Annotated in this window: 20 protein-coding genes; 9 read left to right on the top strand and 11 right to left on the bottom strand. The window is 73.1% G+C overall.

Features of this window, described 5'->3' with window-relative positions:
• Nucleotides 1-83 precede the first annotated feature (83 nt).
• The 3 genes from CG736_RS27435 to CG736_RS27425 all read left to right on the top strand — a co-directional run bounded on the left by CG736_RS27435 (nt 84) and on the right by CG736_RS27425 (nt 1,917).
• Nucleotides 84-671 (top strand): pyridoxamine 5'-phosphate oxidase family protein, encoded by a 588-nt coding sequence (locus tag CG736_RS27435; protein ID WP_100588846.1) that lies wholly within the window; start codon nt 84-86, stop codon nt 669-671.
• 69 nt (nt 672-740) lie between these two features.
• Nucleotides 741-1,187, top strand: a complete 447-nt coding sequence (locus CG736_RS27430) for a deaminase (protein WP_100588845.1) — start codon at nt 741-743, stop codon at nt 1,185-1,187.
• A 73-nt stretch (nt 1,188-1,260) separates the two neighbouring features.
• Nucleotides 1,261-1,917: an HAD-IA family hydrolase gene (locus CG736_RS27425; protein ID WP_100588844.1), complete on the top strand. Its 657-nt coding sequence runs from the start codon at nt 1,261-1,263 to the stop codon at nt 1,915-1,917.
• 13 nt (nt 1,918-1,930) lie between these two features.
• Here the strand turns inward: CG736_RS27425 and CG736_RS27420 are convergent, their stop codons facing one another.
• From CG736_RS27420 to CG736_RS27405, 4 genes are all read right to left on the bottom strand, one after another.
• A complete protein-coding gene (locus CG736_RS27420; RefSeq protein WP_100588843.1) occupies nt 1,931-2,653 on the bottom strand; it encodes an alpha/beta hydrolase in 723 nt (240 codons plus the stop codon).
• A complete protein-coding gene (locus CG736_RS27415; protein ID WP_232734209.1) occupies nt 2,650-3,033 on the bottom strand; it encodes a VOC family protein in 384 nt (127 codons plus the stop codon). Before CG736_RS27415 ends, CG736_RS27420 begins: the two co-directional genes overlap by 4 nt.
• A gap of 145 nt (nt 3,034-3,178) precedes the next feature.
• Entirely contained in the window at nt 3,179-4,522 is a 1,344-nt protein-coding gene (locus tag CG736_RS27410) for an MFS transporter (RefSeq protein WP_369880567.1), read from the bottom strand.
• The gene (locus CG736_RS27405) at nt 4,519-5,100 is read right to left on the bottom strand and encodes a TetR/AcrR family transcriptional regulator (RefSeq protein ID WP_100588842.1); all 582 of its coding nucleotides are present in this window, start codon (nt 5,098-5,100) and stop codon (nt 4,519-4,521) included. Before CG736_RS27405 ends, CG736_RS27410 begins: the two co-directional genes overlap by 4 nt.
• Before the next feature lie 54 nt (nt 5,101-5,154).
• On the opposite strand from CG736_RS27405, the gene CG736_RS27400 reads away from it, so the two are divergent.
• The gene (locus CG736_RS27400; protein WP_100588841.1) at nt 5,155-5,736 is read left to right on the top strand and encodes a Uma2 family endonuclease; all 582 of its coding nucleotides are present in this window, start codon (nt 5,155-5,157) and stop codon (nt 5,734-5,736) included.
• Nucleotides 5,737-5,902: 166 nt separating this feature from the next.
• Here the strand turns inward: CG736_RS27400 and CG736_RS27395 are convergent, their stop codons facing one another.
• From CG736_RS27395 to ychF, 3 genes are all read right to left on the bottom strand, one after another.
• On the bottom strand, nt 5,903-6,157 hold the full coding sequence (locus CG736_RS27395; protein ID WP_100588840.1) for a Txe/YoeB family addiction module toxin: 255 nt from the start codon (nt 6,155-6,157) through the stop codon (nt 5,903-5,905).
• On the bottom strand, nt 6,154-6,435 hold the full coding sequence (locus CG736_RS27390; RefSeq protein WP_100588909.1) for a type II toxin-antitoxin system Phd/YefM family antitoxin: 282 nt from the start codon (nt 6,433-6,435) through the stop codon (nt 6,154-6,156). Before CG736_RS27390 ends, CG736_RS27395 begins: the two co-directional genes overlap by 4 nt.
• Nucleotides 6,436-6,612: 177 nt before the next feature.
• Nucleotides 6,613-7,686 (bottom strand): redox-regulated ATPase YchF, encoded by a 1,074-nt coding sequence (gene ychF / locus CG736_RS27385; RefSeq protein ID WP_043915871.1) that lies wholly within the window; start codon nt 7,684-7,686, stop codon nt 6,613-6,615.
• 179 nt (nt 7,687-7,865) lie between these two features.
• Between ychF and CG736_RS27380 the strand changes: the two genes are divergently transcribed.
• Nucleotides 7,866-8,441 carry a DUF6542 domain-containing protein gene (locus tag CG736_RS27380; protein WP_157815755.1) on the top strand — a complete coding sequence of 192 codons (576 nt, stop codon included), beginning with the start codon at nt 7,866-7,868 and terminating at the stop codon, nt 8,439-8,441.
• On the opposite strand, the gene ppgK is transcribed toward CG736_RS27380, so the two are convergent.
• Entirely contained in the window at nt 8,395-9,186 is a 792-nt protein-coding gene (gene ppgK, locus CG736_RS27375; protein WP_100588838.1) for a polyphosphate--glucose phosphotransferase, read from the bottom strand. The two genes, CG736_RS27380 and ppgK, sit on opposite strands and share 47 nt — an antisense overlap.
• A gap of 178 nt (nt 9,187-9,364) precedes the next feature.
• A complete protein-coding gene (locus CG736_RS27370) occupies nt 9,365-10,339 on the bottom strand; it encodes a 4-hydroxy-3-methylbut-2-enyl diphosphate reductase (protein ID WP_100588837.1) in 975 nt (324 codons plus the stop codon).
• 73 nt (nt 10,340-10,412) lie between these two features.
• Here CG736_RS27370 and CG736_RS27365 point away from each other — a divergent pair, with 73 nt between their 5' ends.
• Both CG736_RS27365 and xseA read left to right on the top strand, forming a co-directional pair.
• Entirely contained in the window at nt 10,413-11,744 is a 1,332-nt protein-coding gene (locus tag CG736_RS27365) for an APC family permease (protein ID WP_100588836.1), read from the top strand.
• Nucleotides 11,745-11,822: 78 nt separating this feature from the next.
• Complete coding sequence (xseA, locus tag CG736_RS27360; protein WP_100588835.1) at nt 11,823-13,037, top strand: exodeoxyribonuclease VII large subunit; 1,215 nt, start codon at nt 11,823-11,825, stop codon at nt 13,035-13,037.
• A 10-nt stretch (nt 13,038-13,047) separates the two neighbouring features.
• Here xseA and CG736_RS27355 read toward each other — a convergent pair whose 3' ends face one another.
• Nucleotides 13,048-13,527 carry a GNAT family N-acetyltransferase gene (locus CG736_RS27355; protein WP_100588834.1) on the bottom strand — a complete coding sequence of 160 codons (480 nt, stop codon included), beginning with the start codon at nt 13,525-13,527 and terminating at the stop codon, nt 13,048-13,050.
• 61 nt (nt 13,528-13,588) lie between these two features.
• Between CG736_RS27355 and CG736_RS27350 the strand changes: the two genes are divergently transcribed.
• Nucleotides 13,589-13,819 carry an exodeoxyribonuclease VII small subunit gene (locus CG736_RS27350; RefSeq protein ID WP_100588908.1) on the top strand — a complete coding sequence of 77 codons (231 nt, stop codon included), beginning with the start codon at nt 13,589-13,591 and terminating at the stop codon, nt 13,817-13,819.
• A 125-nt stretch (nt 13,820-13,944) separates the two neighbouring features.
• Nucleotides 13,945-14,538: a malonic semialdehyde reductase gene (locus CG736_RS27345; RefSeq protein ID WP_043915864.1), complete on the top strand. Its 594-nt coding sequence runs from the start codon at nt 13,945-13,947 to the stop codon at nt 14,536-14,538.
• Nucleotides 14,539-14,618: 80 nt separating this feature from the next.
• Here CG736_RS27345 and CG736_RS27340 read toward each other — a convergent pair whose 3' ends face one another.
• Nucleotides 14,619-15,146, bottom strand: a complete 528-nt coding sequence (locus CG736_RS27340; protein WP_232734208.1) for a DUF4245 domain-containing protein — start codon at nt 15,144-15,146, stop codon at nt 14,619-14,621.
• Nucleotides 15,147-15,281 lie beyond the last annotated feature (135 nt).

The raw sequence follows: 15,281 nt of genomic DNA, 5'->3' as shown, positions 1-15,281 counted from the left end.
GCTCGGACAATTCTGTCTCATACTGTGGGACGCCGGCGAAACCCCCTCGCCCGCCGGGCCGGCCCGGGCGCAGAATCGGCGGCATGGGAAAGACCTACGAACGCATCGACGACCGGCTGCGCGCGTTCATCGACAGGCAGCCCGTGTTCTTCGTGGCCACCGCCCCGCTGTCGGGCGACGGGCACGTCAACCTCTCCCCCAAGGGCCGCTCCGGCACCCTCGCCGTCCTCGACGAACTCACCGTCGCCTACCTGGACTTCGGCGGTTCGCACGCCGAGACCATCGCCCACCTGCGGGAGAACGGCCGGATCACCCTGATGTGGTGCGCCTTCGACGGCCCGCCGACGGTGCTGCGGGTGCACGGCCGGGGCGAGCCGGTGTTCCGCGACGACCCGCGCTTCGCCGAACTGCTCGGCCGCTTCGACCCGTCCGCGGACGGCGCCGGGCTGCGCGCGGTCGTCCTGGTCCGGGCGGAGCGGGTCAGCGACTCCTGCGGGTACGCCGTCCCGTTCATGGACTACCGCTCGGACCGGGAGATCCACCGGCAGTACTTCGACCGCAAGGGCGAGGAGAACTTCAGCGCCTACTGCGAGGGCAAGGACCACGTCGCCGCCAGCATCGACGGCCTGCCCTCGCTGCCGCTCCCGCTGTCACCGCGCACCGCCGTCTGAACCGGGCTCCGCCGGGCCCGTACCGTGGGGGGCGTCGTCCTGCTGCGGTACGCCCCGAAGGAGCCCCCGATGACCACCGACCAGGAGTGGCTGCGTCGCGCGATCGAACTGTCCCGGCGCTGCCCGCCGTCCCGGACGGCGTTCTCGGTGGGCGCGGTGATCGTCGGCGCCGACGGCGAGGTGCTGGCCGAGGGCTTCAGCCGGGAGGTCGACGCGGTGAACCACGCCGAGGAGGCCGCGCTCGGCCGGCTCGCGCCCGGCGATCCGCGGCTGCGCACCGCCACCGTCTACAGCACCTTGGAGCCCTGCGGGCAGCGCGCCTCCCGTCCGCACCCCTGCGCCGAGCTGATCGTCGCCGCCGGGGTGCCGCGGGTGGTGGTGGCCTGGCGGGAGCCCGCGCTGTTCGTCGAGGACTGCCGGGGCAGCGCGCTGCTCACCGCGGCGGGCGTCGAGGTGGTGGAGCTGCCGGAGCTGGCCGCGGCGGCCCGGGCGGTCAACGCGCACCTGCTGGGGTGAGCTCGACGGCCTCCGGCGCAGGTTTTGTACGATTGTGGAACAAACACTCGCCCGAGGCCCCCGAGGAGCCCCGATGCCCGCCCCCACCCCGCCGGTCCGGGCCGTCCTGCTCGACATGGACGGCACCCTGGTCAACTCCGATGCCGTGGTCGAACGCTGCTGGCGCCGTTGGGCCGAACGCAACGGGCTCGACGCCGACGAGGCCATGAAGACCGTCCACGGCCGGCAGGGCCACCTGACCATGGCGCTGCTGCTGCCCGACCGCCCGATGGAGCAGAACCTCGCCGAGAACCGGCAGATGCTGGCCGAGGAGACCGCCGACACCGACGGCGTGGTCGAAGTCCCCGGCGCCCGGCGGCTGGTGGAGTCGCTGGCCGGGCTGCCGCACGCCCTGGTCACCTCGGCCGACGAGGCCCTCGCCCGGGTCCGGATGGCCGCCGCCGGCGTCCCGCTGCCGCCGCTGATGATCACCGCCGAGCAGGTCGGCGCCAGCAAGCCCGACCCCGAGGGCTTCCTGAAGGCCGCCGCCGAGCTCGGCGTCGCCCCCGCCGAGTGCCTGGTCCTGGAGGACTCCGAGGCCGGCATCTCCGCCGCCCGCGCCGCCGGCATGCCGGTCCTCGGCATCGGTCCGCGCGCCGCCGCCCACCGCCCCGACTTCTTCGTCGACGACCTCACCGGCGTCACCGTCACCGCCGATCCGACCGGTCGGCTGACCGTCCGACTGCCCTGACCGACAGGCCCGTTCAGCCGCCGGCTCCGAGGAGCGCGGCGGCCACCAGGGCCCGGTGCTCCGGGTGGGTGCTCAGCCAGCCGCCGAGCTGGTGGTCGGCGCCCGGCAGCACGAGGCGGGTGTACGCGGCCCGGGTGCGCAGGGCCGCGTCCAGCGCGTCCGTCACCTCGGCCGGGATCACCTCGTCCGACTCCGGCAGCACCAGCACCGCCCGGCCGTCGAACGCGGCCAACGCCTCGAACGCGGTACTGCTGCGCCAGCTGCCCGGAGTTCGCAGGACGGCGGTGAACTCCGGCTCCGCGAACGGCAGTTCCCGCACCTCCCGGGCGTACGCGGCCGGCGCGCCGAGCGCCACCGCCCGCACCCGCCCGCCGACGTCCGGCTCGCCCAGCAGGTCGGCGACGGTCTGGCCGCTCATCGAGAACCCGACCAGCAGCAGCGGCCCGCCCGGGGCGTACCGCTCCAGGACGGCGCGGGCCTGACGGGCGCGGCGGGCCAGCGAGAGCTGCCCGAGCTCGCCGGTGCTCGTACCGTGCCCCGCGAAGTCGAACACCACCGAACGGCAGCCGGCCGCCGCCAACTCCTGTGCCAGCGGCAGACACCGATGCTTCCCGCTGCTGCCCGCGCCGTGCATCAGCAACGCCGTACCCGGACGGGCCTGCCCCGCCGGCTCGACCACCGTGCACGCCAGGCGCTCGCCGTCCGCCTCCAGCGTGCCCGCACCCGCCGCCGTCACTCGGGGACCGCCAGACAGAACGGGTGCCCGTCCGGATCGAGCAGCGTCACCCAGTGATCGCCACCCGCCTGCTGCTCGGGCTTCGTCGCGCCCGCCGCCAGCAGTTCCGCCACCGCGGGCCCCAACGCAGGCACCGTGAAATCCAGATGCGCCCGCGCCCCGTCCGCCGGCCAGTCGGGCGGACGGAACCCGCCGACCCGCTGGAACCCGATCCGCACCGGCCCGTCCCCGATGAACACGTACGCCGCACTGCGGTACGTCACCGCCCAGCCCGTCAGCCGCTGGTAGAACGCCGCCAGCCGCTCCGGATCGGGGCAGTCCAGCACCGTCGAACTCAGCGCGCCGATGGGCTGATGCACCGTCTTCTGCTGTTCCGTCACCGAGCCAGCGTGCCACGGGCTGCTGACAGCGGCGTCCCGACACGGCAGGTGGCCGGGCGGCGGGTCCTCGGCGCGGCGGGAGCGATGAAGCAGGGCGGGCGACGGCGTCCTGCCCCCACTGCTCCCCCGTCGCCGGCCCGGCGCGTCACCCGCCCGGGGCGACGGCTGTCTTGCGCGAAGCGTGCCGTGCGGCGGGCAGCGTGGCGGCCGGGAGCAGGCCCGCGGCGGCGAGTGCGGCCAGGACCGGGAGGGCGCCGTGCGGGCCGGCGCCGGCGGCGGCGGCGATGCCCAGGGTGGGGCCGATGTTCATCGCGGTCTGCTTCAGGCCGCCGACCGCGCCCGCGCAGCCCGGCGGGGCGTCGCCGACCACGCTGCCGGTGGCCGTCACCATCACCGCCGCGAACCCCGCGCCCAGCAGGGCGGCGGCCACCGCCGTCGCGAGCGGCGCCGCGCCGCCGGCGCCCGGACCGGCCAGGGCGGCAACTCCCGTCACCAGCAGGAGCGTTCCGGCGAGCGCGGTGGTGCGGGGGCCGTACCGGCGCAGCGCCTGCGCGGCGGCCGGGGCGCCCAGCACCATCAGCGCGGTCAGCGGCAGCATCCGCAGCGCGGTGTCCAACGGGCCGAGGCGCAGGGCGTCCTGGAGGCGGAAGGTGGTGCTGAACAGGGTGCCGAACAGTCCGGCGGAGGACGTCAGGAGCAGCACCAGCGAGCCGATCACCGGACGCGACCTGGCCACCGGACGCGGCACCACCGGCTCGGGGGTGCGTCGCTCGTGGCCGACCAGCACCGCCGACAGGGCTGCGGCGGCGGCGAGTTCGGCCAGGGTCGCGGTGTCGCTCCAGCCCCGGTCGGGGACCTCCGCGAGCGCGTGCACCGGGACGGCGAGCGCGGCGGCGAGCAGCGCCGCACCCACCAGGTCGAGCCGCCGGCGGCCCCGTTCGACCTCGGGCGGCCGCAGTGCGAGCGTCATGGCGGCGATCAGGACGGCGACCGGCACGTTGATCCAGAACACCGCCCGCCAGCCGAACTGCGCCACCAGCACGCCGCCGAGCAGCGGGCCCGCGCCGGCCGCGACCGCGATCGCTCCGGTCCGCACCGCGATCGCCCGACCGAGACGCTCCGGCGGGCAGCACAGCCGCAGCAGCGCGAGCGTCCCCGGTTGCAGCAGCGCGCCGAACGCGCCCTGGGCGACCCGCAGTCCGATCACCCAGCCGACCGTGGGGGCGACCGCGATCCCGGCCGAGGCCGCGCCGAACCCCAGCACCCCCGCCAGCAGCGTCCCGCGGTGCCCGTACCGGTCGCCGAGCCGGCCGGACACCACCAGCAGGGCGGCGACCGCGACCAGGTAGCCGGTGCTGGTCCACTGCAACGCGGCTGCGCCGGCCCCGAGTTCGCGCCGCATGCCGGGCTGGGCGATCAGCAGCACCGTGCCGTCCAGCGCCACCAGCATCGCGGCGGCGGCGCTCACCGGCAGCGCGAGCCGGCTCACCGCTCGCCCAGGTGCGCGGTCAGGACCGCCTCCAGCAGCGCGTCCTCCCGCCCCTCCCCCAGCATCAGCTCGACGCTCCCCCACCCCTGCAACTGCGCCAGCCCGTGCAGGTTCGCCCACAGCGCCGCCGCCACGACCGGCGCCCGCTCCCCGTCCCCGGTGCACTCCCCCACCAGCCGGACCATCCCCCCGAACAGCGGCCCCGTCGCCTCCCGCAGCCGCGGCCCGTCCGCCTGCTGCCCGTCGCTGCTCAGCAGGTCGTGACGGAACATCAGCTCGTACATCCCGCGCCGCTCGGCGGCGAACGCCAGGTACTCCCGCGCCACCCCCTCCAGCCGCCCCCTGGCCCCCTCCGCCCGCACTCCCGCGAACCGCCGCCCCAGCTCCTCGAACCCCCGCCGCGCCACCGCCGACAACAACTCCCGGTGCGTCGCGAAGTACCGCCGCGGAGCCCCGTGCGACACCCCCGCCCGCCGCGCGATCTCCCGCAACCCCACCGCCCCCGACCCCTCCGCCAGCACCAACTCCACCCCGGCATCCACCAGGCGCTCACGCAGGGACGTCCGCTCGTCATCCATAGACACTGTCTACCAGCCGATCGTAGACACCGTCCACCCACTACCCTGAGCAGCATGACCTCACTGCCCGACTGGATGCGCCCGCCGCGCGCGGAGGGCTGGTTCGCGGAGGATCTCGACCGTCTCCCCGAGGCGCCTCGACACACCGAACTGATCGACGGAGCACTCGTCTTCATGCTGTCGCCGCAGCGGGCGTGGCACAGCCGCGTCGTCACCGCACTCACCAACGCCCTCGCCGCCCAGGCTCCGGAGGGCGTCGAAGTCGAGCGCGAGATGACCGTCCGACTGGACTCGCGCAACCGCCCCGAACCCGACCTCCTGGTGACCACGGCCCCCTACGACCCGGACCGGACCTGGCACGATCCCCAGGACGTCCTCCTCGTCGCCGAGGTCGTCTCGCCCGAATCCGCCCACCGCGACCGCACCGTCAAGCTCCACAAGTACGCCGAGGCGGGCATCCCCCACTACTGGCGGATCGAGGACGAGGACGGCACCACCGCCGCCCACGTCTACGAACTCGACACCCCCACCCGCAGCTACGCCCCGGCCGGCATCTTCCGGGGCGACCTCCGCCGCCCCGTCCCCTTCGCCCTCGACATCGACCTCGACCGGCTCACCCCCCGAGCACGCCCCTGACCGGTACGACGAAGGGACCGGCCATCGGCCGGTCCCTTGTTCTGCCGTGCGACGTCAGACGTTGAAGCGGAATACTCGCGACAAGGCTGTGACCTGCGAAGACGCCGATCCCGGCGACCTAAGTCAGCACAGAATCAGCACGGTGAATCGAACCCTCAGCCAGTGATCAGTAGTGGTAGCGGGCGGCCAGAAGGATGATTTCCCGGTCCGTCACCAAGTAGACGAGGCGGTGCTCGTCATCGATCCGCCGCGACCAGGCGCCGGGCAAGTGGTACTTCAGCGGCTCGGGCTTGCCGATCCCGGTGAACGGGTCGCGCAGGACGTCCTCGATGAGCTTGTTGATCCGGGCGAGCATCTTGCGGTCGCTCTTGAGCCAGGAGGTGTAGTCCTCCCAGCCGGCCTCCTCGAAGACGAGCCTCACGCGGCACCCTTCTCGCCATCCGCTGCGTCAGGGTCGATGAGCTCCCGCTCGGAAAGCCCTGTGCCGCCAAGGGCGTTCTCGTACGCCTTGAGCAAGCGGCGGGCGTTCACCGGCGAGCGCAGCAGGTAGGAGCCTTCACGCAGAGCGGCATAGTCCTCGGCCGAGACGAGTACGGCATTTCCATGCTTGGAGACGATCTCAATGGCCTCGTGATCGTCATTGACCTTCTTGATCAACGGGAAGAGAGCCTTGCGCGCCTCGCTGGCAGTGATCGACATCGACTGAACTCCCTCCATGACTGGTACCACATAACGTACCACTCATGCGAGCACGGCGGGCCGAAGAAGTCAGCACCAAGTCAGCACGGAAAAGAAGCCGGGGCCCGCCTCAAGGGAGGCGGGCCCCGTACGACCTGCGCATTTGACAGATCAATCTATCTCAAAGCAATCAAACGATCACACGTTGAAGCGGAACTCCACCACGTCGCCGTCCTGCATGACGTATTCCTTGCCTTCGATGCGGGCCTTGCCCTTGGCGCGGGCCTCGGCGATGGAGCCGGTGGCGACGAGGTCGTCGAAGGAGGTGACCTCGGCCTTGATGAAGCCCTTCTGGAAGTCGGTGTGGATGACGCCGGCGGCCTCGGGGGCGGTGGCGCCCTGCTTGATGGTCCAGGCGCGGGCTTCCTTGGGACCTGCGGTGAGGTAGGTCTGGAGGCCGAGGGTGGCGAAGCCGACGCGGGCGAGGGTGGCGAGGCCGGGCTCGTCCTGGCCCATGGACTGGAGGAGTTCGAGGGCCTCGTCGTCCTCGAGTTCGATGAGCTCGGACTCGATCTTGGCGTTGAGGAAGATGGCCTCGGCGGGGGCGACCAGGGCGCGCTGGGTGTTCTTGAAGTCCTCGTCGGAGAGGGCGTCCTCGTCGACGTTGAAGACGTAGAGGAACGGCTTCGCGGTCATCAGGTGGAGGTCGCGGACGAGGGTGGTGTCGAAGCCGGCCTCGAAGAGGGTCTTGCCGGTCTCCAGCACGGCCTGGGCGGCCTCGGCGGCGGCGAGGACGGGGGCGGTGTCCTTCTTGAGCCGGGCTTCCTTCTGGAGCCGGGGCAGCGCCTTCTCGATGGTCTGCAGGTCGGCGAGGATCAGCTCGGTGTGGATGGTGTCGATGTCGTCCTTGGGCGAGACCTTGCCGTCGACGTGGACCACGTCGGGGTCGGTGAACGCGCGGACGACCTGACAGATCGCGTTGGCCTCGCGGATGTTGGCGAGGAACTTGTTGCCCAGGCCCTCGCCCTCGCTGGCGCCGCGGACGATGCCGGCGATGTCGACGAAGTCGACGGTGGCGGGCAGGATGCGCTGCGAGCCGAAGATCTCGGCGAGCTTGTCCAGCCGCGGGTCCGGGACACCGACGACGCCCACGTTGGGCTCGATGGTGGCGAACGGGTAGTTGGCCGCCAGCACGTCGTTCTTGGTCAGGGCGTTGAACAGGGTCGACTTGCCGACGTTCGGCAGGCCGACGATTCCGATCGTGAGCGACATGAAGAGTGGTGTCCCGTGGCTTGGAGGGCGTCGAGTTGGCCCGGTGCGGGCCGATCCCCCAGTCTACGGGGCGTGCGGGGGGCCGGGGCCGCGCGGTGGGGCGTGCACCGGCCGGACACGGATCAATTGGTCGGGAGCCATTACACACGGTGTCGATGATCGGACCGTACGTTGGTCGGGTGGAGCAGAGCATCCGTACCCAGCCGCCAGGGCCGAGACGACGAGCGCCGGGGCGCGGCGCCGACGAGGCCGCCGTTCCGGGGCAGAGCCGACCCCCCGAGTCCCGGTTGCGGACGGCCTCCGACGGCCGGTCCGGACCCCTTGTCCAGCGGCTGCTGCACCGGCTGCTGACGGCCCGTCGGCAGCGGTCCGGCGGCCCGCCGGCCCGGCTGACCGCGGTGGGCACCGGCGTGGTCGCGGCGGCCGGGACGCTGGCGTTCGCCGGGCTGGACCGGCTGATGTTCGGGGGGCTCGGGGTGCTGTTCGGGCTCGGCTATCTGGTGGTGTGCTTCCAGCTGGCCGTGCGGGTGCGGTACCCGGACCTGCCGGCCGCGCCGATCTGCGGTCCGATCGCGTTCGCGGCGGCGCTGGTGCTGCTGCAGCCGGGCACCACCAGCGGCATCACCGGCCAAGTGGTGGCGCTGGCCGGCGGGCTGGCGCTGCGCGCGGGCTGGCTGTTCGCCGGCACCGGCCTGGCCACCGCGATCGTCACCGCGCGTTACGTCGCCCAGCGCCGCCGCCACCGGAGCCGGTAGCCGGGACCGCCCGGCTCGCGGCCATCGCCGCGCCGACGATGCCCGCGTCGTTGCGGAGCCGGGCGGGGACGACCTCGGCGCGGCGGTCCTTGAGCAGCGGCAGGAACTTCTCGTGCTTGCGGCTGACGCCGCCGCCGACGATCACCAGCTGCGGGGAGAAGAGCATCTCGACCAGGTCGAGGTACTCGTCGACCCGCTCGGCCCACTTGGGCCAGCTGAGGTCGTGGCGTTCCTTGGCGGCGGAGGAGGCGCGCCGTTCGGCGTCCTTGCCGCGCATTTCGAGGTGGCCGAGTTCGGTGTTGGGGACGAGCACGCCGTCGGAGAACAGCGCGCTGCCGATGCCGGTGCCGAAGGTGAGCAGCAGGACCACCCCCGAGCGGCCGCGGCCCGCGCCGTGGGTGATCTCGGCGAGTCCGGCCGCGTCGGCGTCGTTGACCACGGTGGCGGGCAGGCCGAGCGCCTCGCCGAACCGGGCGGCGGCGTCCAGGCCGATCCAGCCCTTGTCGACGTTGGCGGCGGTCCGGGTGTGCCCGTCGACGACCACGCCGGGGAAGGTCAGGCCGACCGGCCCGCGGTGGTCGAAGTGCCGGACGACCTCGCAGACCGCGTCGATCACCGCGTCGGGGCCGGACGGGTGCGGGGTGAGCACCTTGTGCCGCTCCTGCGCGAGCACGCCCCTGTCCAGGTCGACCGGTGCGCCCTTGATGCCCGAGCCGCCGATGTCCACGCCGAAGACCGTCGTCACTGCCGTCGCCTTCCGTACCGCCGGGGACGTCCGCTGCCCGCCGGCCTTCGCACCAACGTACGGGGGCGCGGGGGCGGGCGCAGCCGTTCCCGGACGGCCGCCGCCCGCACGGCCGACGCCCGGACCCCTCGGGAGAGGGATCCGGGCGTCGGCGGGCCGGCGTGGGTCGGGCGGCCGGTCAGAGCTTGCCGGCGGCCTCGGCGCGCAGGTCGCGGCGGAGCTCCTTGGGGAGCGAGAAGGTCAGGTGCTCCTCGGCGGTCTTGACGATCTGCACGTCCTCGAAGCCGTGCGCGGCGAGCAGCTGCAGCACGCCCTCGACCAGGATCTCCGGCACGGACGCGCCGCTGGTCAGGCCGACCGTCCGCACGCCCTCCAGCCAGCCGAGGTCGATCTCCTCGGCGAAGTCGACCAGGTGGGCGGCCTTGGCGCCGTACTCCAGGCCGACCTCGACCAGGCGGACCGAGTTGGAGGAGTTCTTCGAGCCGACCACGATCAGCAGGTCCGCCTCGGGGGCGAGCTGCTTGACGGCGACCTGACGGTTCTGGGTGGCGTAGCAGATGTCGTCGCTGGGCGGCGAGACCAGCAGCGGGAAGCGTTCCTTGAGGGCGCCGACGGTCTCCATGGTCTCGTCCACGGAGAGGGTGGTCTGGGAGAGCCAGACCAGCTTGGACTCGTCGCGGATCTTCACGTTGGCGACGTCCTCGGCACCGTCCACCAGGTGGATCCGGTCCGGGGCCTCGCCCATGGTGCCGACGACCTCCTCGTGGCCCTCGTGGCCGATCAGCAGGATGTCGTAGTCCTCGTCGGCGAACCGGCGGGCCTCCTTGTGCACCTTGGTGACCAGCGGGCAGGTCGCGTCGATGGTGGCGAGCTTGCCGGCTTCGGCCTCGTCGTGCACCGACGGGGCGACGCCGTGCGCGGAGAACACCACGATCGCGCCCTGGGGCACCTCCTCGGTCTCGTCGACGAAGATCGCGCCCTGCTTCTCCAGGGTCTGCACGACGTACTTGTTGTGGACGATCTGCTTGCGGACGTAGATCGGCGCCCCGTACTGCTCCAGGGCCTTCTCCACGGCGATCACGGCGCGGTCGACGCCCGCGCAGTAGCCACGGGGGGCGGCGAGCAGGACACGGCGCTGAGCACTGGTGGACATGGCTCCATCGTACGGGCGAGTCCCGCCCCCGTGGACGCGCGTCGCCCGGTCGGTGCGGGCCCGGACCGGTGGAATGGCGAGGGTGAGCACACAGCCAGGGACGACGGAACTGCGGCGCACGCTCGGCGTGCGCGATCTGATGGTGTACGGACTGCTGTTCATCGCCCCGATGGCGCCGGTCGGCGTGTTCGGCGTGCTGGACGCGAAGAGCCACGGCGCGGTCGCCGCGGTCTACCTGGTGGCCACCGTGGCGATGGGCTTCACCGCGCTGTCGTACGCCGAGATGGTGCGGGCGGTGCCCCGGACCGGGTCGGTGTTCGCGTACGCGCGGGCCGGGCTCGGCGAGGGGCCGGGGTTCATCGCCGGGTGGATGGCGATGCTGGACTACCTGCTGATCCCCGCCGTCGCCTACCTGTTCTCCGGCATCGCGCTCAACTCCCTGGTGCCGGACGTCTCCCGCTGGGTGTGGACGGTACTGGCGGTCCTGATCACCACCGCGCTCAACCTGACCGGGGTGCGGACGGCCGCCGTGGTCGGCTTCGCCGTGCTCGCCATGGAGGTCGTGGTGCTGACGGTGTTCGTGGTCGCCGCGTCGGTGGAACTGGCGCTGCACGGGGCCGCCCGCGACTGGGGCTCCCCGTTCGGGGGAGTCAGCGGATTCTCGTTGACGGCGGTGCTGTCCGCGGTGTCGGTCGCGGTGCTCTCCTTCCTCGGCTTCGACGCGATCGCCTCCTTCGTGGAGGAAGCGGTCGGCGCCTCGGCCGCCGTCGCCCGCGCGGTGCTCTGGTGCCTGGCGGTGGCGGGCCTGCTGTTCGTCGCCCAGACCTACCTGGCCGCCGTCCTGGAACCCATGACGCCCGATCAACTGGCCGCGGACCCCGCCGCGCAGGGATCGGCGTTCTACGACACCGTCGAAGCCTCCGTCGGGCACTGGCTGCACGTGCTGATCGCCGCCTCCAAGGCCATCGGCGCGGCGTTCGCCGCACTCGCCGGCCAGGCCGCGGCCGGACGCCTGGTCTTCGCCATGGGACGGGAGGGCCGCCTGCCCCGCCTGCTCGGCGCCGTCGACGAACGCACCGCCGTCCCCCGCCGCGCCCTGCTCACGGCCGCCGTCATCACCCTGGTCGCGGCCGTCTGGGCCGCCCGCCGCGACGACGGACTCGACCAGCTCACCTCGGTGGTCAACGTCGGCGCCCTCACCGCGTTCGTCCTGCTGCACGCCTCGGTGGTCGGCTGGTACGTCGTGCGCCACCACTCCCGCGACTGGCTGCGCCACGCCGTCGTCCCGATGCTGGGCGTCGCGGTGATCGTCGCGGTCCTGGTGGAGGCCTCGCACACGGCGCTGATCGTGGGCGGGATCTGGCTGGCGCTGGGGTTGCTGATCCTGCTGGCGCAGAAGCGCTGACCGGAGCGCGGGGGGACCTTCGCGCGCCGCTGTCCGTGCACCCACCTGCGTGTCCCTCGCAAGAGCTAGCCTCGGGGGATGGCTAATGCGAGCAGTCCCGAAGCGCCCCTGCCCGTGGCAAAGGTCTCGGCGCTGATCGGCGGGTGGGTCGATCGGCTGGGCGAGGTGTGGGTGGAGGGGCAGATCGCGCAGCTGTCGCGGCGGCCGGGGGCGGGGATGGTGTTCCTGACGCTGCGGGACCCGGATCGGGACGTCTCGTTGACGGTGACGTGTTTCCGTTCGGTGTTCGAGCAGGTCGCGGATGCCGTGCAGGAGGGCTCGCGGGTGATCGTGCTGGCGAAGCCGGAGTGGTACGCGGCGCGCGGCACGCTCTCGTTGCGGGCGTCGGAGATCCGGCTCGTCGGGTTGGGTGAACTGCTGGCCCGGCTGGAGCAGTTGAAGCGCAAGCTGTTCGCCGAGGGCCTGTTCGAGGAGGCCCGGAAGAAGCCGTTGCCGTTCCTGCCGGGCTGTGTGGGCCTGGTGACCGGCCGCGGTTCGGCGGCCGAGCGGGACGTGCTGGAGAACGCCCGGCGGCGGTGGCCGGCGGTGCGGTTCGAGGTGCGGAACGTGCTGGTGCAGGGGCCGCAGGCGGTGTCGCAGGTGTGTGCCGCGGTGCGCGAGCTGGATGCGCGGCCGGAGGTCGAGGTGATCGTGGTGGCCCGCGGCGGCGGCAGTGTGGAGGATCTGCTGCCGTTCTCCGACGAGGAGTTGGTGCGGACGGTGGCGGCGGCCCGGACGCCGGTGGTGAGTGCGATCGGCCACGAGCCGGACCAGCCGCTGCTGGATTTCGTCGCGGACCTGCGGGCGTCCACCCCGACGGACGCGGCGAAGCGGGTGGTGCCGGACGTCGGCGAGGAGCTGGCGAAGGTGCGTCAGCTGCGGGACCGGGCGCGGCGGTACGTGGTGCACCGGGTGGACCGGGAGGCGGCGGGCCTGGCGTCGGTGCGCAGCCGGCCGGCGCTCGCGGCGCCGACCGAGGCGGTGGCGGCGCGCGGCGCGGAGGTGACGGCGCTGGTGGAGCGGGCCCGCCGGGTGCTGGGGCACCGGCTGGACCACGCGCAGACCGACCTGGGCCATGCGCTGGCCCGGGTGGTGGCGCTGTCGCCGCTGGCCACGCTGGAGCGCGGGTACGCGGTGCTCCAGCGCGAGGACGGCGCGGTGGTGACGGATCCGGCGCAGGTCGCGGGCGGCGAGGCGCTGCGGGCCCGGGTGGCGGGCGGCTCGTTCGGGGTGCGGGCGGCCGAGGAGGGCTGAGGGCGGCGGTTCAGTCGGTGAGCAGCCGTTGGCGGGAGAGCGCGGTGGAGTGCTCGTGGAAGCCGAGGCTGCGGTAGAGCGCCTCGCCGCCCTCGGTGGCGTGCAGGTCGACGCGGGTGGCGCGGCGTTCGTCGAACCAGGCGATCAGCGCTTCGGTGCAGGCCCGGGCGTGGCCGCGGCCGCGGTGGCCGGGGTCGGTGCAGATGTTGAAGACGAAGCCGAACAGGCCGTCGGGGTGGCCGGGGGCGGGCAGCCGCTGTTCGAGGGTGCCGACGGCGCAGCTGGCGAGTCGGCCGGGGCGGTCCGGGTCGTCGATCACGTAGGCCTGCAGGCGCCGGTCGGGTTCGGCGAGCTGACGGGCCACCAGGTCCTGGGCGGTGTGCTGCCAGTGGCCGGGGTGGGCTTCGCCCTGCATGGACTCGAACATCAGCGTGCGCAGGCGGACGAGTTCGGCGGCGTCCTCGGGGCGGGCCGGGCGTGGGGTGCTCATGTTCGGCAGCGTAGGCGGGGGTGCAAGGGGTTTGTCCGCGCCTGCCCCTACGCTGGGCGCCATGGCTGATCAGCAGGGTGCGGGCGCCGAGCAGGCGCTCGGGTACGAGCAGGCGCGGGACGAGCTGCTGGAGGTGGTCCGGCGGCTGGAGACGGGCGGGACGACGCTGGAGGAGTCGCTGGCGCTGTGGGAGCGCGGCGAGCAGCTGGCGAAGGTGTGCCAGCGCTGGCTGGACGGCGCCCGGGCCCGGCTGGACGCGGCGCTGGCGGCCGAGGAGTCCGCCGGCGAGTAGCCGAGCCGGACTGTGGCGCACGTCACAGCCGAGCCGGGGAATGGTTTAACTTTCATCGAAGTTGGACCGGTGTGCACGGCACCCGCCGTACCCCACCGCCCCAAGCTCTGAGGTAGGACAACGTCATGACCCTGGCCCTCGACGCCGCCGCCCAGGACCTGCTCTTCCGCGAGGCCCGCACCGCCAACACGTTCTCGGACGAGCCGGTCAGCGACGAGCAGATCCAGGCGATCTACGAGCTGGTGAAGTTCGGCCCGACCGCCTTCAACCAGCAGCCGCTGCGCATCGTCCTGGTCCGCTCCGAGGAGGGCCGCGCCCGCCTGGTGCAGCACATGGCCGAGGGCAACCAGGCCAAGACCTCCACCGCGCCGCTGGTCGCGATCCTGGCCGCCGACAACGAGTTCCACGAGGAGCTCCCGACCCAGCTGCCGCACTTCCCGCAGGCCAAGGACATGTTCTTCAGCGAGCGCTCGGTCCGCGAGTCCTCGGCCACCCTGAACGGCGCCCTGCAGGCCGCGTACTTCATCATCGGCGTGCGCGCCGCCGGCCTGGCCGCCGGCCCGATGACCGGCTACGACGCCGCGGGCATCAACAAGGAGTTCTTCGCCGACGGCGAGCACTCGGTGCTGGCCGTGGTCAACATCGGCAAGCCGGGCGAGGACGCCTGGTTCCCGCGCAGCCCGCGCCTGGCCTACGACGAGGTCGTCACCACCGTCTGAGTCCGCTCGGCCCCGTGACAGCGAAGGCCCCCGCCGTTCCCCGGCGGGGGCCTTACGCGTGCGGCGACGTGTGACGACCGTTACTTCAGCGACTGGGCGAGCTGCGCGAGTTCCTCGTAGGAGGCGGTGCCGGTGAGCACCGTGGTGCCGGTGCTGCCGGCGGGGCGGGTCAGCGCCCGGTAGCGGTCGCCCTGCACCCGCTGCCACTCCTGGCCGTCCACCGTGGAGGCGCCGTCCGGCTTGCCGCCGGGGACGTTCTTGGCCACCACGTCGTCGGGCTTGCCGTCGCTCTGCTCGATCGCCGCGTACTGGCCGGAGGCGGTGCTGAAGCCCAGGTGCCAGACGGCGTGACCCTTGTCACTGGCGCCGTAGCTCACCGAGGTGGCCTGCCAGCCCTCCGGCAGCGGCTGCGGGCCGACCAGCGGGTACGGCGCGGCGCGCTTCGCCGACGCCAGCTCGACCTGGTACTGCACCGGGTGCACGCCGTTCTTGCCGTCCGCGCTCGGGATGCTGAAGTACGCCACCGTGACCACGATGCCGACCGCCGCCATCGACAGGACCATGTCCCGTACCGTCTGACGGCCCTTCTTGCTGCTGTTGCCTGCCACCCGCCCATGGTAGGCGGCGCTTACGGAACGGCGGCGCACGGGCCGCCCCGTCGCGGTGCGCGCGGAGTGCGCCGCAGACTCCCGTCCCACCTGCCGATACGATCGCAGCAACCCTCGAAGCAGCGCCGGTGACCC

This window comes from Kitasatospora sp. CB02891 (genome assembly GCF_002803145.1).
Lineage (GTDB): Bacteria > Actinomycetota > Actinomycetes > Streptomycetales > Streptomycetaceae > Kitasatospora > Kitasatospora griseola.
The sequence above is the reverse complement of the archived record's forward strand: the minus strand, read 5'-3'. Positions and strand labels throughout refer to the sequence as shown.

Bases quoted from the DNA above. Each gene is read 5' to 3' on its own strand.
- CG736_RS27435 (WP_100588846.1), top strand. From the start codon at position 84: ATGGGAAAGACCTACGAACGCATCGACGACCGGCTGCGCGCGTTCATC.
- CG736_RS27430 (WP_100588845.1), top strand. From the start codon at position 741: ATGACCACCGACCAGGAGTGGCTGCGTCGCGCGATCGAACTGTCCCGG.
- CG736_RS27425 (WP_100588844.1), top strand. From the start codon at position 1,261: ATGCCCGCCCCCACCCCGCCGGTCCGGGCCGTCCTGCTCGACATGGAC.
- CG736_RS27405 (WP_100588842.1), bottom strand. From the start codon at position 5,100: ATGGATGACGAGCGGACGTCCCTGCGTGAGCGCCTGGTGGATGCCGGG.
- CG736_RS27400 (WP_100588841.1), top strand. From the start codon at position 5,155: ATGACCTCACTGCCCGACTGGATGCGCCCGCCGCGCGCGGAGGGCTGG.
- CG736_RS27390 (WP_100588909.1), bottom strand. From the start codon at position 6,435: ATGTCGATCACTGCCAGCGAGGCGCGCAAGGCTCTCTTCCCGTTGATC.
- ychF (WP_043915871.1), bottom strand. From the start codon at position 7,686: ATGTCGCTCACGATCGGAATCGTCGGCCTGCCGAACGTCGGCAAGTCG.
- CG736_RS27370 (WP_100588837.1), bottom strand. From the start codon at position 10,339: ATGTCCACCAGTGCTCAGCGCCGTGTCCTGCTCGCCGCCCCCCGTGGC.
- CG736_RS27365 (WP_100588836.1), top strand. From the start codon at position 10,413: ATGGCGAGGGTGAGCACACAGCCAGGGACGACGGAACTGCGGCGCACG.
- xseA (WP_100588835.1), top strand. From the start codon at position 11,823: ATGGCTAATGCGAGCAGTCCCGAAGCGCCCCTGCCCGTGGCAAAGGTC.
- CG736_RS27355 (WP_100588834.1), bottom strand. From the start codon at position 13,527: ATGAGCACCCCACGCCCGGCCCGCCCCGAGGACGCCGCCGAACTCGTC.
- CG736_RS27350 (WP_100588908.1), top strand. From the start codon at position 13,589: ATGGCTGATCAGCAGGGTGCGGGCGCCGAGCAGGCGCTCGGGTACGAG.
- CG736_RS27345 (WP_043915864.1), top strand. From the start codon at position 13,945: ATGACCCTGGCCCTCGACGCCGCCGCCCAGGACCTGCTCTTCCGCGAG.